This is a genomic window from Methylobacterium sp. 13MFTsu3.1M2, assembly GCF_900112625.1.
Lineage (GTDB): Bacteria > Pseudomonadota > Alphaproteobacteria > Rhizobiales > Beijerinckiaceae > Methylobacterium.
The window spans coordinates 83,005-98,611 of sequence record NZ_FOMM01000008.1; the positions used below are offsets into that span (position 1 = coordinate 83,005).

Genomic DNA, 15,607 nt, shown 5'->3' on the forward strand with positions numbered 1-15,607 from the left:
CAGAGAACTGGAGTCTCCTCGTGAGGAAACTGACCTTCGCCTTCGCCGTGCTGGCCTCGCTCGGCGGCGCCGCCCTCGTCCAGCCGGCCTCGGCCGCGCCCGCGATGCCCGGCGCCGTGTCGGCGCCCGACGCGGTGACGCATGTCCGGATGACTCCCATGGAGCGGCGCATGATGCATCGCCGCATGGAGCGGCGCATGATGCACCGCCGCATGGAGCGCCGGATGATGCATCACCGCATGCACCGCCGCATGCACCGCATGTGATTGGACGGCGGAGTGGGGTCTTCCGGCCCCGCTCCGCTCGCCCGGCCGGAACCGGGCGTTGCTCCCCGTTCCGAAGATTCCTATCTCGTCGTCTCGAATCGTGCCGTCAGGCGGCCGCCGCGGCAGCCGGCCGATCCGGGAGACCCCGATGCCCCCCTCCAATCGACTGTTCGACGACCTCGCCCGCCTCATGACGGACGCCGCCGGCGCCGCCCAGGGCGTCCGCCGCGAGGCCGAGACCGTGGTCCGGGCGCAGCTCGAGCGCGTCGTCCGCGACCTCGACATCGCCTCCCGCGAAGAGCTCGACGTGCTCCGCGACCTCGTGACCCAGCTCCAGGCGCAGAACGAGGCCCTGACGGCCCGCGTGGCGGCCCTGGAGGCGCGATCCGGGAGCGCCGGAGCGGGCGCCGCGGGCCTGAGCGAGGTGGTCTGAGTCTCCGCGGCAACGCCGCGGGCTTTTACACAGGAAGCGGCGTCGACGATCCGGTTTCCTGTTCACTGAATGTGACCTGCACTTTGTGTCGCGAGTCACGGCCGGTCTATAGTCGGGCATAGGGTGATTCGGGGGCTGCGGGGCGATGTCCGCAGAGCTTCGACAGTCGATCGCGTCACCGCCGGCCTAGATCTGCCGGTCGTTCCAGTTCTCGGAGTGTTCTCGCGCTCCGGTTTCGCGTCACCGCCACGTCGGGCCGGATCTCGTCCGGGTCGTCCTTTTGGATCGTCATGCCGCTTCTCAACGTCGACTTCCACGACCCGGACCGGAACGAGCATCCGCTCGACGTCGTCGAGCGGCTGGCCTCCCTGCGCGACTGGATCTTCGACCGGGCCGAGACCGACGAGATGTCGGTCACGAGCCCCGGTCGCTGGACCGACTACAACGTCGCCTTCACGTGGATCGAGGACGTCGAGGCGCTCCACGTCGCCTGCGCCTTCGACCTCAAGGTGCCGGAGCGGCAGCGCACCGAGGTGATGCGCCTGATCGCGCTGATCAACGAGCAGCTCTGGGTCGGCCATTTCGATCTCTGGACGACCGACAGCGTGGTGATGTTCCGGCACGCGCTCCTGCTGACCGGCGGCGCCGTCCCGACCCACCCGCAATGCGCCACGATGATGAAGACGGCGGTCGACGCCTGCGAGCGATACTTCCAGGCGTTCCAGTTCGTCCTCTGGGCCGGCAAGAGCGCCCGCGAGGCCCTCGACGCCGTCCTGTTCGAGACCGAAGGCGAGGCGTGACCGCCCCGGGCGCCCCCACGGCGCGGATGCCTGCCTCCCTGGTCCTGGCCGGGGCCGGCAAGATGGGCGGCGCGATGCTGGCGGGCTGGCTGGAGGCGGGCCTCGATCCCCGCCGCACCACCATCATCGACCCGGTGCCCGTGCGCCCGATCGTGGATCTCTGCGCCGAGCGGGGCATCGCCCTGAACCCGTCCGATCCCGAGCCCGGCGACGTTCTGGTCCTCGGGATCAAGCCTCAGGGCCTGGACACGGCGGCCCCCGGGCTCGATCGGCTCATCGGCCGCGACACGCTCCTCGTCTCGATCCTGGCGGGCAAGACCGTCGCGGATCTCCGCGGACGGCTGCCGCGGGCGCGGGCGATCGTCAGGGCGATGCCCAACCTGCCGGCGAGCATCGGCCGGGGCGCCACCGGTGCCTGTGCGAGCTCGGAGGTCACCCCCGCGCAGCGGGCGGCCGCCGAGGCCCTGTTCGCGGCCAACGGCGCCGTGGCGTGGCTCGCCGACGAGGCGCAGATCGACGCCGTGACAGCGGTCTCGGGCTCCGGACCGGCCTACGTCTTCCTCCTGGCCGAGACGCTGGCGGAGGCCGGCATCGCGGCCGGTCTGGAGCCCGACGTCGCCCGCCGCCTCGCCCGGGCGACCGTGGTGGGAGCCGGCGCGCTCCTCGATGCCAGCCCGGCCGAGGCGGCGGAGTTGCGCCGCAACGTCACGTCGCCCGGCGGCACCACCGCGGCGGCCCTGGACGTGCTGATGCGGGAGGACGGCCTCGGCGCGCTGATGCGCGAGGCCGTGGCCGCGGCCCGTCGGCGGGCGGGGGAACTGTCCGGCTGACATCGGGCGTTGGCATCGGGGACTGACATCGGGCGGCGCCCGTGCGGCATGGCCGCGCGACGGACCTGCCCTTCGCGGCCCGCCCGCCTACATGAGGCGACACGACCGATCAGACCGGGCGACCGATCCATGACCGACAGCAAAGCCCCCTCGAAGCGGCCCCGCAAGGCCTCGAGCCCCGCCAAGGCGGGCGACGCGCAGGAAGGCGCTGCCCGAGAGGGCGCTGCCCACGCGAGCGTCGCGCAGGAGAGCGGGGCGCGGGGGAGCGGCCAGACCGGGACAGCCGATTCGGGGGAGCAGGGCGGCGCGCCGAAGCTGTCGCCCCGGGAGGCCGCCGTCGAGGCCCTGATGCGCCTCGCCGCCGAGCAGCCCTGGAACGACATCGAGGTCAGCGACATCGCCCGGGAGGCGGGCCTGACGCTCGCCGAGCTGCGCGACCTGTTCCCGTCGAAGGGGGCGGTTCTCGGCGGGCTGACACGCATCATCGATCGCAAGGTTCTGGAGGGTGATCTCACGGGTCTCGAGGAGGAGCCGACCCGCGAGCGGCTGTTCGACGTGCTGATGCGCCGCCTCGACGCCATGGAGCCCTACAAGCCGGCGCTGCGCCGGATCGCCTACGCGCTCCGGGGCGAGCCGCTCTCGATGCTGGCGCTGAACGGCGTGATGCTGAACTCGCACCGCTACATGCTGGCGGCGGCCGGGATCGACACCGAGGGGTCGCTCGGGCAACTCAAACTGCAGGGCGTGGTCATCGCCTTCGCCCGCGTGACCCAGGTCTGGCTGGACGACGACGATCCGGCGCTCGCACGGACGATGGCGCGGCTCGATAAGGAGATCCGCAACGGCGAGCGCATCATGGAGCGGGCCGAGGACGTTCGCCGCCTGACGGCGCCCCTGCGCGCCATCGGCCGCTCGTTCCTGGACCGGCGGCCGCGCGACCGGCGGAGCCGCGACGGCGACGGTGACGAGAGCGACCCCGCTGCCGCCATCTAGACCGGTCGCTCAAGCGGCCTGGATGTCGCTGAGGAAGCTGTCGACCTCGCGCTTGACCGTCAGGGACTGCGTCGCCAGTTCGGCCGCCGCGCTCTGAACCTGCGCGGCGGCGCTCCCGGCCTCCCGGGCGGCGGCCAGCACGCGCGCCACGTTGGCCGAGACGCCCTCCGTCCCCCGCGCCGCCTCGCCGGCATTGCGCGAGATCTCGCCGGTGGCCGCCGTCTGCTGCACCACCGTCGCCGCGATGGCGCCGCTGATCTCGTTCACGGAGGCGATCGTGCGGGCGATCTGCGCCATCGCCTCCGCGGCCTGCCCGGAGGCCGCCTGGATCGCGGCGATCTGGCCGCCGATCTCCTCGGTCGCCCGCGCCGTCTGGGCGGCGAGTTCCTTCACTTCGGAGGCCACGACGGCGAAGCCGCGTCCCGCCTCGCCGGCCCGTGCCGCCTCGATGGTGGCGTTGAGGGCGAGCAGGTTGGTCTGGTTCGCGATGCCGGAGATCATCATCACGGCGGCCCCGATCTGCTCGGCGGCGGCGTGCAGGCTCGCCATGGCGGCGTTGGTCGCCTCGGCCTCGTGGGCGGCGTGACCGGCCACCGCGTTCGAGCGCACGACCTGCCGCTCGATCTCCTGGAGCGAGGAGACCATCTCCTCGGCGGCGGCCGCGACGGTCTGGACGTTGGCCGAGGTCTGGGCAGCGGCCGAGCTCGACGTCACGGCCTGGCTGTTGGTGTTGTCGGCCACCCGGGTCATCGCCTGCGCGGTCGCGTCGAGTTCGCTGGTCGCCGCCGTGACGATGTCGAGCGAGGCGGCGATCTTCGCCTGGAAGGCGTGGACGCGCTGCTCGACCCGCTCGGCCCGGCGCAGGCGGGCCTCCCGCTCGGCGGCCTGCGCCGCCTCGAGCTCCGCCCGCGCGACCGCGTTCTGGCGGAAGACGTCGACGGCCTTGGCCATCGCGCCCATCTCGTCGGTCGCCGCGCGGTACGGCACCGCGACGTGAAGATCGCCCTCGGCCAGCCGCGTCATCGCCTCCGTCATGCCGGCGACCGGTCGGATGACGCTGCGGGCCAGCACGAAGGCCAGGATACCCCCGAGGAGCAGGGCCGCGGCGACCAGGCCGATCAGGATGTACCGAGCCCGCCTCGCCGCCAGGGCGGTCTCCCGGGAAATCGTCTCGCCGGCGGCCACGATCCGGTCGCGCAGCGCGATGCCGAGCCGGTCGATCGCGTCGGCGTGGGGCTTGATCCCGGTCTCGAACGTCGCCTTCGCCGACGCCACCGCCCGATCGTACGTGCGGAAGCCGGCCGCGGCGGCGATCAGCGCGTCGCGGACGGACCTGACCTGCTGCCCGAAGACCGCGCCGCCCTGCGCGTCCTTGAACGCGTCCAGGGCCGCAAGAGCCTGCTCGACCCGCTGCTCGAAGGCGTCGCGGTCATGGGCGTCCAGGCCGATCACGAAGCGGGCCGACGCGATGCGGGACCGCAGGACGGCGTTCTCGACGTGCTCGACCCGCGCGAGCATCGCCTCGCCGGCCCGGGCGCGCACGTCCGCGAGCAGGCTCGCGAGAAGGGTGGTGAGCGCGTTGCCGGTCTCGTAGAGCTTCGTCCTGGCCTCGCGCAGGCTCGCCCCCGACGCCGCGAGGCGTTCCAGCTCCGGCTTCATGGCGCGGGCGGCCTCCCGCACGTCGTCGTAGAGCTTCCGCCCCCCGTCCGTCATGGCCAGCGAGAAGTACCGGTCGCAGGTCTGCTCGATCGCCTGCCGGGCCTGCTCCATCGCGGCGATCAGGTCGGGATCCGGCTGGAGCCGGTACCGTTCGGCCGTCCCGACGAGGCGTGCGGCGTGACCGTCGATCATCAGGACCGATTGCGCCCCCCGCTCCACGCGCTCCTGAAGCGCGTGGTCCGCGCCGATGACAGCCTGCTGGTAGATCGCGAATGCGCCGATGATGCCCATGATCATGACGAGCATCGCAAATCCCGCGTAGAGACGAGTGCGTATCCCAGTTTTCACAGACGTATCTTCCACAGAAGAGGCCAGACTTTCGGCCTTACGATAGACGATACGATCATGACAACATCGTGTCGCGCGATCAAGTTCAACTTGTATTATAGATGATAGACGACAATACTTAGAGCCAGACCCGATATCTCGGGCGCTCGAGGTGACCAAACCTGCCGGGCTGCGCGCGCAAACGGCAATCGGTGCGTTCTCGTCGCGATGGATCAGTTCTGACGGCGCCTCCCGGTCCGCCCGGAAGCTTCGCCCTGCGCGTGTCCGCTGCCGAGCGGCGTCGAGACTTCGCGCGGTACACGCTCGCGCTGGATCACGCGGGCGATGCACTTGCATTGCGGCACGGTCCGGCCCGCGTTGCTGACATCGGGCAGGAAGACCCGCGCTACAGTCCCGACCTTCGGGGAGACATGGCGACGGCCTGAAGCGCGTCGGCCGCGATTCGATCGACGGGTCGCGCAGACCCTCGGCTCGCGGGCCGTCCGGGTCGATCAGGCCTCGCGCCGGAGTTCAGGCGGCGCGGCTCGCCAGCGCCTCGCGCATGGTCGTGGCGATCATCCCGTTCTGGAACTGGTCGCGCGGGACCAGCAGCGCGTCGGGCACGCGGACCGACGCCTCCGGCCCCATGGCGTCGACCGGGTCGCTGGCGAGGATGATGCGCAGGGCCGGGCGCAGGGCCCGGGCCTCGACGGCCAGCTGCGCGCAGCACAGGCCGCCCTGGAGCGCGGTATCGACCACCAGCACGTCCACCGGCAGGCCCAGGGCCAGCACCGTCATGGCGTCGACGCCGCGGTCGCAGGCGGTGACCTGGTAGCCCAGCATCCGGACCTGGGCCGAGACCTCGTCGCGCCAGCGCTTGTGGCGGCCGACGACCAGAACCTGGATCCGGTAGCAGCTGCCCTGGGGAAGGCTGCTCGAGGCAGTCTCGTCGTCGGCTGGGGGCATTCCGCACTCGACTTCGCGCTGGCTTTGCGATGCAGCATGCTAAGCTGGGATGCAATCCACACGCAAGCCCGGCGCCGTCATCGCGCCGCATTCGGCGCCGCCGTTGCACAATGGCGAAGCACTCCGGCGGCCTGATCATAGGCTGGGCACGGAGTTGACGCCGGCGGGGTCGCGCGGGCAACACCGGGCCGCCGCGGGACCTGAGCCGCGCGCTGCCGGAGCCCGAGCCGATGTCGTCCGCGAAAGCCCCTCCCGTCTCCCCGCTGGCGCCCACCGCGATGCCCGATCTGCCGCCCCTGCCGGGCGTGCGAATCGCGACCGCCCAGGCGGGGATCCGCTACAGCGGCCGCACCGACGTGCTCTACGTGGCTTTGGAGGCCGGGACCCGGGCCGCCGGGGTGTTCACCCGGTCGAAGTGTCCCTCGGCGCCGGTGGATTGGTGCCGCGACGCCCTGGCCGACGGGTCGGCGCGGGCGCTCGTGGTCAATTCCGGCAATGCCAACGCCTTCACGGGCCGGCTCGGGCGCGACGCGGTGGCGCGCACCGTCGAGATCACCGCGGAGGCGGCGGGCTGCGGCGCGCGCGAGGTCTACGTCGCCTCGACCGGCGTGATCGGCGAGCCGCTCCCGGCGGAGAGGTTCGCGGGCGTGCTGGCGGACTGCGCGGCCCGCGCCGAGGACGGGCCGGCCGCCTGGACCGAGGCGGCCCGGGCGATCATGACCACCGACACCTTCCCGAAGCTCGCGACGCGCACGGCCGAGATCGACGGCGTGCGCGTGACGATCAACGGCATCGCCAAGGGCGCCGGCATGATCGCCCCCGACATGGCGACGATGCTGTCCTTCGTCTTCACCGACGCGGCCCTGCCGCAGGACGTGCTGCAGGCGCTCCTCTCGGCCGGGACGAAGACGAGCTTCAACTGCGTGACCGTGGACGGCGACACCTCCACCTCCGACACGCTGATGCTGTTCGCCACCGCCAGGGCCGGCAACCCGGCGGTCACCGATCCCGCCGACCCGCGCCTCGCCGGCTTCCGGGAGGCGCTCGACGGCCTGCTGGTGGAGCTGGCCCAGCTCGTCGCCAAGGACGGCGAGGGCGCGCGCAAGTTCGTCACCGTGCGGGTCACCGGCGCCGAGAGCGACGCCTCCGCGCACCGCATCGCGATGTCGATCGCCAACTCGCCGCTGGTGAAGACCGCGGTGGCCGGCGAGGACGCCAACTGGGGCCGCGTGGTGATGGCCGTGGGCAAGGCCGGCGAGCCCGCCGACCGCGACCGGCTCGCGATCTGGTTCGGCGACGTGCGGGTGGCGGTCCAGGGCGCCCGCGACCCCGATTACAGCGAGGCGGCGGCGAGCGCCGTGATGCGCGAGCCGGAGATCACGGTCCGGGTCGATCTCGGCCTGGGCGGCGGCACGGCCCGCGTCTGGACCTGCGACCTGACCAAGGCCTACGTCGAGATCAACGGGGATTACCGCTCGTGAGGGCGGTCCTGTCCGGCGCCCTCCTCGTCCTGAGCCTGGCGACCGCGGCGCGGGCCGACGACGCGGCGTGCAAGCGCCACATCAGCGTCGTCGGGCGCGCGTCGGAGACGCGGGCGCCGGACTTCGCCGAGGTGACGATCGGCATCGAGGCGCGCGGCGCGAGTGCGGCGGCGGCCCTCGACGCGGCCTCGAAGGCGGTGGCCGGGGTCTCGGCGCAGGCCCGCGCCCTCGGGGTCCCGCCCGCCGATCTCGGCACGGCCGCCGTCACCCTGCAGACCGCGACCCGCACCGTCGCCCGGCCGATGGGCGCCGTCACCGAGGAGCCCGACGGCTACCGCGCCAGCAACCTCGTCACCGTCCGGCTCGCCGACATGGACCGCCTCGGCGACCTGCTCCGGCAGGCCCTCGACTCCGGCGCCAACCGCATCGACGGCGTGAGCTTCGGGCTGCGCGACCCGGACAAGAGCGAGGCGGCCCTCCAGGTGGCGGCGACCCGGGACGCGCGGATCCGCGCCGAGGCCCTCGCGGAGGCGGTCGGCGCCAAGCTCGGCCCGCTCTGCACGCTGAGCACAGCCGCGGCCGGCACGCCGTACCGCCCGGTGCTGGAGATGGCCCGGGCGGCGCCGATGGCGGCCAAAGGACGGCGGGTGCCGCTGGAGGCGGGCACGATCCCGATGTCCTCCGAGGTCTCGGCCACCTTCGCGGTGGCGCAGTGAGCGCCCCCGGAAGCACCCCCGATGGCCTCCCCCTGCGCCTGCTCCTCGTGGTCGCCGTCGCCCTCGTCGACGTCGACGGCCGCGTCCTGGTGAGCGAGCGCCCGGCGGGCAAGCAGCTCGCCGGCCTGTGGGAGTTCCCCGGCGGCAAGGTCGAGCCCGGCGAGCGCCCCGAGCAGACGCTGATCCGCGAGCTGGCGGAGGAGCTCGGCATCCAGGTCGAGGAGCCGTGCCTCGCGCCGCTGACCTTCGCGAGCCACGCCTACCTGGACTTCCACCTGCTGATGCCGCTCTACATCTGCCGGCGCTGGACGGGGACGCCGCGCCCGATGGAGGGGCAGGCGCTCAAGTGGGTGCGCCCCAAGACCCTGCGCGACCTCGCGATGCCGCCCGCCGACGCGCCGCTGATCCCGTTCCTGATCGACCTGCTGGATTCCTGACCCCGTCGCGGGCCGCCCTCACAGGGTCAGGATCGCCTCGACGACCTCCTGCACGTCGAGCGCCTCCGCGAAGGTGGCGAGGTGGTGGGGCTCGCCGCGCGCCATGCGGACGACGCCCTCGAGCTGGCGCCGGAGCGTGATCGGCCGCAGCTTCTCGTTCGGGATCGCGTCGGGCTCCGGCTCGAAGCGCCCGTCGGCGCCCCGTCGCTCGGCGATGGCCCAGTCGCGCAGCCGGACGGCGCCCGCGTCGCCCTCCAGCGTCCACGTGTTGTGGTCGTCGGCCGCGACGCCCCCGACCCGGCCTGTCAGGGTGACGGGGATCCCGCCCGCCGTGAGCGTCACGTCGATCGCGCGCTCGGACCGGCCCGGTTCCGGGAAGTCGATCCGTCCGGCGAGCCCGGCGAGCGGGCCGAGCTGGCGGCGGGCCAGGAACAGGAAGTGCGAGACCACCTCGCGGGTGAAGCCGCCCTCGCCCCGCGCGTCGAGCCAGCGGGCGGCGTCGGCCTGCCAGGGCCGGGGCCAGCGGGCGAACGCCACCGCGACGGTGAGCGCCCGTGGCGTGCCGACCGCGCCGGCCGCGATCCAGCGCTCGATCGTCGCCACGCCCGGCGACGAGGCGAACGGGAAATTGACCGCGCCCGCGCCCCTCGCCTCCGCCACGAAGGCGCGGGCATCGGCGCGATCGATGGCCAGCGGCTTCTCGCAGAAGACGCTCCGGCCGGCCGCCAGGGCGGCGCGGGCGTAGCCGAGATGCGAGGCGGGCGGCGAGGCGACGTAGACGCAGTCGCTCGCCGCCACGACGGCGGCGGAATCGGCCACCCGCGGCACCGCCGGGAAGGCCGCGCCGATCCGGTCCAGGGCCGCCGGGGCCGGATCCCAGATCGCCGCGACCCGCACGGGCGAGTCCGTCGCCCCGTGGATCGCGCCGAGCAGGCGCTCGGCCATGATTCCCGCGCCGATGATCCCGATGGTGAGCGGTGCGTCGGAGGTCGGCATGCGGGGATCCGTGCGGCTTCTGGCGTCTGACGGGCCGCGGGGCGCGGCCCGTCGCAGGCTTTAGGAGCCCGAACCGGCGTGGGGAAGGCCGCCGGTCAACGCGACCCGGGATCTCAGCCGTGGATGAAGGCGAGCAGGTCGGCGTTGAGCCGGTCCTTGTGGGTGGCGGCCAGCCCGTGCGGGGCGCCCGGATACTCCTTCAGCACGGCGCCCGGCACGAGCTTGACGGCGGCGCGCGCGGCGGCGTCGATCGGCACGATCTGGTCGTCGTCGCCGTGCACGAGCAGGGTCGGCACGTCGATGCGCTTCAGGTCCTCGGTGAAGTCGGTCTCCGAGAAGGCCGCCACGCAGGCGTGCACGTTCCGCAGGCCCGCCATCATGCCCTGCATCCAGAACGTGTCCCGCAGGCCTTCGCTGATCGCGACGCCGGGGCGGTTGGCGCCGTAGAACGGGCCGCTCAGGTCCTTGAAGAACTGGGACCGGTCGCGCAGGACCGAGTCCCGGATGCCGTCGAACACGTCCCGGGGCAGGCCGCCCGGGTTCGCGTCGGTCCGGACCATCTGGGGCGTCACGGCCCCGACCAAGACCGCCTTGGCGATGCGCGCCGTCCCGTGCCGCCCGATGGTGCGGGCGACCTCGCCGCCACCGGTGGAGTGGCCGACCAGCACCGCGTCGCGCAGGTCGAGATGGGCGATCAGCCCGGCGAGGTCGTCCGCGAAGGTGTCCATGTCGTTGCCCGACCAGGGCTGCCCGGAGCGGCCGTGCCCGCGCCGGTCATGGGCGATGACCCTGAACCCGCGCTCCGCGAGGAACAGCATCTGGTCCTCCCAGGCGTCGCCGTTGAGCGGCCAGCCGTGGCTGAAGACCACCGGCTGCCCGGCGCCCCAGTCCTTGTAGTAGATCTGGGTGCCGTCCTGCGCGGTGAAGTAGGGCATCGTGGTCTCCCGAGGGTCGAGAAGGCAGAGGTCGAGAAGCAGGGGTCGCGCGGACCGACGGACCGGTCAGGCTCGGCCCTGCCGCGCGTCGAGGCTGAGCGGGCCGGCCCCGAAGGCCGCGACCTGAAGCAAGCCGCCGGCCATGGCGAGGTTCTTCAGGAAGTGGAACATCTGGTTCTGGTCGCCGAGGGCCGCGTGGAAGGTCACCGCGGTGGCCACCGCGAAGAGCGCGAGGGCCAGGGCGACCAGCCGCGTGCGATAGCCGGCAACGAGCAGCAGCCCGCCGACGACCTCCACGGAGGTCGCCGCCGCGTAGGCGAGCGGCGGCAGCGGCAGTTGGGCGGCCTCGATGGTGGCGAGCGTCGCGGCCGGGGCCGCGAGCTTGCCGGCGCCGCTCACGAGGAAGATCGCGCTCATCAGGACCCGGCCGGTCACCGGCAGCAGGGCGGTCGCGCTGGAAGAATAGATCGGGGGCATCGTCGAACGCTCCGTCCTGTCGTGCGCGGCCGGCTCAGGCCGCTTCGGGAAGTGCGAGGCCGCGAAGCCAGTTCAGCGCCAGGCCGATATCGGCCTGCGACAGGCCGTGGCCCGTCGGCAGGATCCGGTGCTCGACGCGGGCTCCGGCCGCGGTGAGCTGCTGCGCGAGGCGCCGCGCGTTCTCGGCGGGCACGATCGGGTCCATCGCCCCGGAGAGGATCAGGACCGGCCGGCCGGCGAGATCCGCGGCCGGGGGCTCGGCGAACGGCACCATCGGGCGGATCAGGACCGCGCCCGCCAGGGTCTCCGGCCGGAGCAGCAGCAGCGACGCGGCGATGTTGGCGCCGTTCGAGAAGCCCAGCGCCACCGGCGCCCCGAGCCCGTACCGCGTCCGGGCGGCCGCCACGAAGGCCGCGAGGTCGCCGGTGCGGCGGCGCAGGTCCGCCTCGTCGAAGACGCCCTCCGCCAGGCGCCGGAAGAAGCGCGGCATGCCGTTCTCGCTGACGGCGCCGCGGGGCGCCAGCAGGGCGGCCTCCGGCGCGACCGTGCGGCCGAGGGGCAGGAGGTCGGTCTCGTCGCCGCCGGTCCCGTGCAGGAGCAGCAGCGGACGCGCGGTGTCGGGACCGGGCTCGAAGCGGTGGATGAAGCCGGCGGTGTCCTGGGTCATGATGGCCTCAGGGGTGACGGGGAGAGGTCCCGCCCCGCGCGGGCGCGGGGCGGGCATGGTGGTGTCGCGGCTCAGGCGACTGCGGGCAGGACGGCCTCGATCTCGGCCCGGTGCGGCTCGAGGCCGGCGGGGAGCTTGAGGGCCTGGCCGAGGGCCTCGATCGGCTCGTCCACCGCGAAGCCGGGCGCGTCGGTGGCGATCTCGAACAGCACGCCGCCGGGCTCGCGGAAGTAGATCGAGCGGAAGTACTGGCGGTCGCGCTGCTCGGTGACGTGGAGCCCCCGCGCCGCGAGCGCCCGGCCCATCGCGGCCTGCGCGGCGTCGTCCGCCGCCCGGAACGCGATGTGGTGGACCGAGCCCGCCCCCGGGCGGCCTGGCAGGAACCCGCCGACGGCCCGCAGGGTGACGAGACCGCCGAGCTCGGCGCTGCCCGCGAAGCGGATCAGGTTGCCCTCGCGGCCGACCTCCTCCAGCCCGAGCACCTCCGTGAGGATCGCGGCGGTCGCCTCGGCCCTGTCGAGGAGGAGCGTGACGCCGTGCAGGCCGCGGATCGCGTGCTCGGCCGGCACCTCGCTCGACGCCCAGCCCTCCGCGTCGCCGACATCGACGCCCACCAGCGCGAGCATCATGCCGTCCGGGTCGCGGAAGCGCAGCGTCGGCGCGCCGAAGACCTGGACCAGCGGCTCGTGGGCCACGCCCTTCTCGATGAGCCGGTGGGTCCACCAGCCGATGGAGGCGCGGGGAACCCGGAAGGCCGTCTCCTGGGTCTCGCCGATCCCGACCCGGCCCGGCGCGGCGTGCTCGACGGGGAAGAAGGTCAGGATCGTGCCGGGCCGCCCGGCCGCGTCGCCGTAGTACAGGTGGTAGGTGCCCGGATCGTCGAAATTGACGGTCTTCTTCACCAGACGCAGCCCGAGGATTCGGGTGTGGAAGTCGAGGTTGCGCAGGGCCGGCCCGGAGAAGGCCGTGACGTGGTGGAGGCCGGTCTGAACCATGGCGATGTCTCCCGACGGAAGGCCGCGGCGGGCGGCCTGTTGCGATGACGGGAATGTGCCCCTTGCCATGGGCGGCGAAAATAGAAACGGTGGAAACCTATCGTTTCCGGATCTGATCGATGAGACTGCCCGATTTCGAGGCCTGGGCCGTGTTCGCCAAGGTGGTGGAGACCGGCTCCTTCGGCCGCGCCGCCGCGGAACTGGGCCTGTCGAAGGCCACGGTCTCGAAGGCGGTGAGCCGGCTCGAACTGCGGATCGGCGCCCGCCTGTTCAACCGCACGTCGCGGAAGCTCGCCCTCACCGAGGCCGGGCAGGCCGCCAAGGACGGTGCCGCGCGCATCCTCGCCGAGGGCGAGGCCGCGGAGGCGCTGGCGACGGCGGGCGCCGCGGAGCCGCGCGGGCTGGTGCGGCTCGCGGCGCCGATGACCTTCGGGGTGATGCACGTGGCCCCGATCCTGCCGGCCTTCCTCCGGGAGTACCCGGCCGTCTCGGTGGATCTCCACCTGTCGGACGCGGTCGTCGACCTCGTCGGCGGCGGGTTCGACATCGGGCTGCGCATCGCGGCCCTGCCGGATTCCTCCCTGCGCGCGCGCCGGCTCTGCGAGATCCGCCGCTCGCTGGTCGCCACGCCCGCCTATCTCGACCGGCACGGCCGGCCCGAGCACCCGGACGACCTCGTCCACCACACCTGCCTCGGCTACGCCTACCTGCCGACGCCGGACCGCTGGCGCTTCGTGGACGGGAGCGGCGCGGAGGCCGTCGTCGTGCCGGCGGGCCAGCTCCGGGCGAACAACGCCGAGGCGCTGGCGCCGGCGCTGCGGGCCGGCCTCGGACTCGCCCTGCAGCCCGACTTCATGATCTGGGACGACCTCGAAGCCGGGCGCCTCGAGCGGGTGCTGCCGGCCTGGTCGCCGCCGCCGATCGCCCTGCACCTCGTCACGCCGCCGGGCGATCCGCGGCCGGCGCGGGTGACGGCGCTGATCGCCCATCTCGCCCAGACCCTCGGCCAGGCGCCCTGGGCCGCGCCGCCGCCGCGAGGCCACGCGGCGGACCGGTGAGTCCCGCGCCGGCGCGCGCGATCCAGGCACGTCATTCACCTGGATCAATGCCGTCTACGCGAACGTGCGTTACCGGCGAGCACCGTGCCTCCGAAGACGGCCTGCTCCTTGCGGGTGCATCTGTCGGAGAACGGCCGAGACTTGCCGCTCGGCCGGGAATCTCGGCCAAGCAAACTTCAGGTTTATCCAGGACAATCTGGCATTGGACAGCGGCGTATTTTCCGGTCAGTAAGGCGCCTTGTATACATGTATACGATTCTGTTGAGGCGTCGATGTCCCCTTTGATTCCCGGACGCCCCGCACCCGACCGGTTGCGGCACAAGACTGTGGCGGCGGCCGTGGCGGACTCGCTCCGCGAGCAGATCCTGAACGGTGAACTGCCGCCGGGAGTGCAGCTCCGCCAGGACGCCCTGGCGGAGGAGTTCGGGATCAGCCGGATCCCGGTGCGCGAGGCCCTGCTGCAGCTGGAAGCCAGCAAGCTCGTGCGGATCGTGCCGCACCGCGGGGCGGTCGTGACGGGCCTCTCGCTGCAGGAGGTCGAGGACATCTTCCAGCTGCGCGTCCAGCTCGAGCCGGAACTGCTCCTGCTCTCGGCCCCGCACCTGACCCCCGACGACATCCGCGATCTCGACGCGCTCTCGAAGGAGTACGGCGCGGCGCTGGAGACCGGTCAGGTCCTCCGGTGGGGCGACCTGAACAGCCGCTTCCACCTCGACCTGATCCGGCACGCCGGCCGGCCGCGGTCGCTGGCGATCGTCTCCGCGCTGCTGCAGGATTGCGAGCGGCCGACGCGGCTGCAGATCGCGACCTCCGAGGACGCGACCCGCGCGGTCAGCGAGCACGCGCAGATCCTGGCCCTGTGCGAGGACCGCGCGTTCGAGGCGGCGGCCGCGTGCCTGCGGCGCCACATCGAGCATGTCGGCGCCTCGCTCATCGCCCTCTATCGGGGGGCGCTCGCCGAGGCCTGATCGGTCGCGAGGCGGCTCAGTCCGACTTGGCCGACCGGCCGCCGATCCGGCCCGGCAGGCGGGTCAGGCGATCCTTCATCTCCAAAACCTTCTGGACCTTCGAGCCGAGCGTCAGGAGCTGGACGAGGCGCTCGGTGTCGAGGCGGCGCACGTCGGCGTACCAGCCGGCGAACAGCTCGAAGAGGTCGTGCATCTCCCGCAGGCGCGCCTGGGCATGCCGCTCCTCCTCGGTCGCCGGCTCCTGCATCAGGAGCTCGCGCAGGAGGGTCAAGGTCGGGTCGACCTCGCGCTTCTTGCGCTCCTCGACCAGCGTGCGGACGATCTGCCAGATGTCCTCGGGCGTCGTGAAGTAGTCGCGCCGGTCGCCGGGCCGGTGCTGGAGCCGGACGAGGTTCCAGGCCTGGAGCTCCTTCAGGCCCATGCTGACGTTGGAGCGCGACACGCCGAGCCGCTCGACGATCTCGTCGGCGTTGAGCGGCCGCTCGGCCACGAACAGCAGGGCGTAGATCTGCCCCACGGTCCGGTTGATGCCCCAGCGCGAGCCCATCTCGCCGAAATGCAGCACGAAGGTCTGGACGAGCGGGGGCAGTTGCACGGCAGGGA

The 15,607-nt window shown here is 73.0% G+C and carries 18 protein-coding genes; 10 read left to right on the forward strand and 8 right to left on the reverse strand.

Features of this window, described 5'->3' with window-relative positions:
• The first annotated feature begins 20 nt into the window (after positions 1–20).
• The 5 genes from BM314_RS08655 to BM314_RS08675 all read left to right on the forward strand — a co-directional run bounded on the left by BM314_RS08655 (position 21) and on the right by BM314_RS08675 (position 3,322).
• On the forward strand, positions 21–266 hold the full coding sequence (locus BM314_RS08655) for a hypothetical protein (RefSeq protein WP_020090940.1): 246 nt from the start codon (positions 21–23) through the stop codon (positions 264–266).
• A 148-nt stretch (positions 267–414) separates the two neighbouring features.
• The gene (locus BM314_RS08660) at positions 415–699 is read left to right on the forward strand and encodes an accessory factor UbiK family protein (protein WP_020090941.1); all 285 of its coding nucleotides are present in this window, start codon (positions 415–417) and stop codon (positions 697–699) included.
• Positions 700–989: 290 nt separating this feature from the next.
• On the forward strand, positions 990–1,499 hold the full coding sequence (locus BM314_RS08665) for a type III secretion system chaperone family protein (protein WP_020090942.1): 510 nt from the start codon (positions 990–992) through the stop codon (positions 1,497–1,499).
• A gap of 26 nt (positions 1,500–1,525) precedes the next feature.
• Complete coding sequence (proC, locus tag BM314_RS08670) at positions 1,526–2,329, forward strand: pyrroline-5-carboxylate reductase (protein WP_091977963.1); 804 nt, start codon at positions 1,526–1,528, stop codon at positions 2,327–2,329.
• Positions 2,330–2,458: 129 nt separating this feature from the next.
• On the forward strand, positions 2,459–3,322 hold the full coding sequence (locus tag BM314_RS08675; RefSeq protein WP_170868070.1) for a TetR/AcrR family transcriptional regulator: 864 nt from the start codon (positions 2,459–2,461) through the stop codon (positions 3,320–3,322).
• A gap of 9 nt (positions 3,323–3,331) precedes the next feature.
• Here the strand turns inward: BM314_RS08675 and BM314_RS08680 are convergent, their stop codons facing one another.
• Together BM314_RS08680 and BM314_RS08685 are read right to left on the reverse strand one after the other, a co-directional pair.
• On the reverse strand, positions 3,332–5,278 hold the full coding sequence (locus BM314_RS08680; RefSeq protein ID WP_091977964.1) for a methyl-accepting chemotaxis protein: 1,947 nt from the start codon (positions 5,276–5,278) through the stop codon (positions 3,332–3,334).
• Between the two features lie 561 nt (positions 5,279–5,839).
• A complete protein-coding gene (locus BM314_RS08685; RefSeq protein WP_020090945.1) occupies positions 5,840–6,274 on the reverse strand; it encodes a response regulator in 435 nt (144 codons plus the stop codon).
• Positions 6,275–6,504: 230 nt separating this feature from the next.
• On the opposite strand from BM314_RS08685, the gene argJ reads away from it, so the two are divergent.
• From argJ to BM314_RS08700, 3 genes are read left to right on the forward strand one after another with little or no spacing between them, the layout of a single operon-like run.
• A complete protein-coding gene (gene argJ / locus BM314_RS08690; RefSeq protein WP_091977870.1) occupies positions 6,505–7,755 on the forward strand; it encodes a bifunctional glutamate N-acetyltransferase/amino-acid acetyltransferase ArgJ in 1,251 nt (416 codons plus the stop codon).
• Positions 7,752–8,471 carry an SIMPL domain-containing protein gene (locus BM314_RS08695; protein WP_091977871.1) on the forward strand — a complete coding sequence of 240 codons (720 nt, stop codon included), beginning with the start codon at positions 7,752–7,754 and terminating at the stop codon, positions 8,469–8,471. Before argJ ends, BM314_RS08695 begins: the two co-directional genes overlap by 4 nt.
• A complete protein-coding gene (locus BM314_RS08700) occupies positions 8,468–8,908 on the forward strand; it encodes a (deoxy)nucleoside triphosphate pyrophosphohydrolase (RefSeq protein WP_091977872.1) in 441 nt (146 codons plus the stop codon). Before BM314_RS08695 ends, BM314_RS08700 begins: the two co-directional genes overlap by 4 nt.
• A gap of 18 nt (positions 8,909–8,926) precedes the next feature.
• Here the strand turns inward: BM314_RS08700 and BM314_RS08705 are convergent, their stop codons facing one another.
• The 5 genes from BM314_RS08705 to BM314_RS08725 all read right to left on the reverse strand — a co-directional run bounded on the left by BM314_RS08705 (position 8,927) and on the right by BM314_RS08725 (position 12,978).
• Positions 8,927–9,904 carry a Gfo/Idh/MocA family protein gene (locus BM314_RS08705; RefSeq protein WP_091977873.1) on the reverse strand — a complete coding sequence of 326 codons (978 nt, stop codon included), beginning with the start codon at positions 9,902–9,904 and terminating at the stop codon, positions 8,927–8,929.
• Between the two features lie 113 nt (positions 9,905–10,017).
• Positions 10,018–10,839 (reverse strand): alpha/beta fold hydrolase, encoded by an 822-nt coding sequence (locus BM314_RS08710; RefSeq protein ID WP_091977874.1) that lies wholly within the window; start codon positions 10,837–10,839, stop codon positions 10,018–10,020.
• Positions 10,840–10,905: 66 nt separating this feature from the next.
• Positions 10,906–11,316, reverse strand: coding sequence for a DoxX family protein (locus tag BM314_RS08715; protein WP_091926440.1), 411 nt, complete (start codon positions 11,314–11,316; stop codon positions 10,906–10,908).
• Positions 11,317–11,350: 34 nt separating this feature from the next.
• On the reverse strand, positions 11,351–11,983 hold the full coding sequence (locus BM314_RS08720) for an alpha/beta hydrolase (RefSeq protein ID WP_091977875.1): 633 nt from the start codon (positions 11,981–11,983) through the stop codon (positions 11,351–11,353).
• 71 nt (positions 11,984–12,054) lie between these two features.
• On the reverse strand, positions 12,055–12,978 hold the full coding sequence (locus tag BM314_RS08725) for a ring-cleaving dioxygenase (RefSeq protein ID WP_091977876.1): 924 nt from the start codon (positions 12,976–12,978) through the stop codon (positions 12,055–12,057).
• 119 nt (positions 12,979–13,097) lie between these two features.
• Between BM314_RS08725 and BM314_RS08730 the strand changes: the two genes are divergently transcribed.
• Positions 13,098–14,036 (forward strand): LysR family transcriptional regulator, encoded by a 939-nt coding sequence (locus BM314_RS08730; RefSeq protein WP_091926437.1) that lies wholly within the window; start codon positions 13,098–13,100, stop codon positions 14,034–14,036.
• A 272-nt stretch (positions 14,037–14,308) separates the two neighbouring features.
• Positions 14,309–15,004, forward strand: a complete 696-nt coding sequence (locus BM314_RS08735; protein WP_056522938.1) for a GntR family transcriptional regulator — start codon at positions 14,309–14,311, stop codon at positions 15,002–15,004.
• A 16-nt stretch (positions 15,005–15,020) separates the two neighbouring features.
• Here BM314_RS08735 and BM314_RS08740 read toward each other — a convergent pair whose 3' ends face one another.
• Entirely contained in the window at positions 15,021–15,599 is a 579-nt protein-coding gene (locus tag BM314_RS08740; RefSeq protein ID WP_020090956.1) for a GbsR/MarR family transcriptional regulator, read from the reverse strand.
• Positions 15,600–15,607: the final 8 nt, after the last annotated feature.

What these genes read in the sequence shown, in the direction of transcription:
- BM314_RS08660 (WP_020090941.1), top strand. Translation starts at nt 415, where the DNA reads ATGCCCCCCTCCAATCGACTGTTCGACGACCTCGCCCGCCTCATGACG.
- BM314_RS08665 (WP_020090942.1), top strand. Translation starts at nt 990, where the DNA reads ATGCCGCTTCTCAACGTCGACTTCCACGACCCGGACCGGAACGAGCAT.
- proC (WP_091977963.1), top strand. Translation starts at nt 1,526, where the DNA reads ATGCCTGCCTCCCTGGTCCTGGCCGGGGCCGGCAAGATGGGCGGCGCG.
- BM314_RS08675 (WP_170868070.1), top strand. Translation starts at nt 2,459, where the DNA reads ATGACCGACAGCAAAGCCCCCTCGAAGCGGCCCCGCAAGGCCTCGAGC.
- BM314_RS08680 (WP_091977964.1), bottom strand. Translation starts at nt 5,278, where the DNA reads ATGATCATGGGCATCATCGGCGCATTCGCGATCTACCAGCAGGCTGTC.
- BM314_RS08685 (WP_020090945.1), bottom strand. Translation starts at nt 6,274, where the DNA reads ATGCCCCCAGCCGACGACGAGACTGCCTCGAGCAGCCTTCCCCAGGGC.
- argJ (WP_091977870.1), top strand. Translation starts at nt 6,505, where the DNA reads ATGTCGTCCGCGAAAGCCCCTCCCGTCTCCCCGCTGGCGCCCACCGCG.
- BM314_RS08705 (WP_091977873.1), bottom strand. Translation starts at nt 9,904, where the DNA reads ATGCCGACCTCCGACGCACCGCTCACCATCGGGATCATCGGCGCGGGA.
- BM314_RS08710 (WP_091977874.1), bottom strand. Translation starts at nt 10,839, where the DNA reads ATGCCCTACTTCACCGCGCAGGACGGCACCCAGATCTACTACAAGGAC.
- BM314_RS08715 (WP_091926440.1), bottom strand. Translation starts at nt 11,316, where the DNA reads ATGCCCCCGATCTATTCTTCCAGCGCGACCGCCCTGCTGCCGGTGACC.
- BM314_RS08720 (WP_091977875.1), bottom strand. Translation starts at nt 11,983, where the DNA reads ATGACCCAGGACACCGCCGGCTTCATCCACCGCTTCGAGCCCGGTCCC.
- BM314_RS08725 (WP_091977876.1), bottom strand. Translation starts at nt 12,978, where the DNA reads ATGGTTCAGACCGGCCTCCACCACGTCACGGCCTTCTCCGGGCCGGCC.
- BM314_RS08730 (WP_091926437.1), top strand. Translation starts at nt 13,098, where the DNA reads ATGAGACTGCCCGATTTCGAGGCCTGGGCCGTGTTCGCCAAGGTGGTG.
- BM314_RS08735 (WP_056522938.1), top strand. Translation starts at nt 14,309, where the DNA reads ATGTCCCCTTTGATTCCCGGACGCCCCGCACCCGACCGGTTGCGGCAC.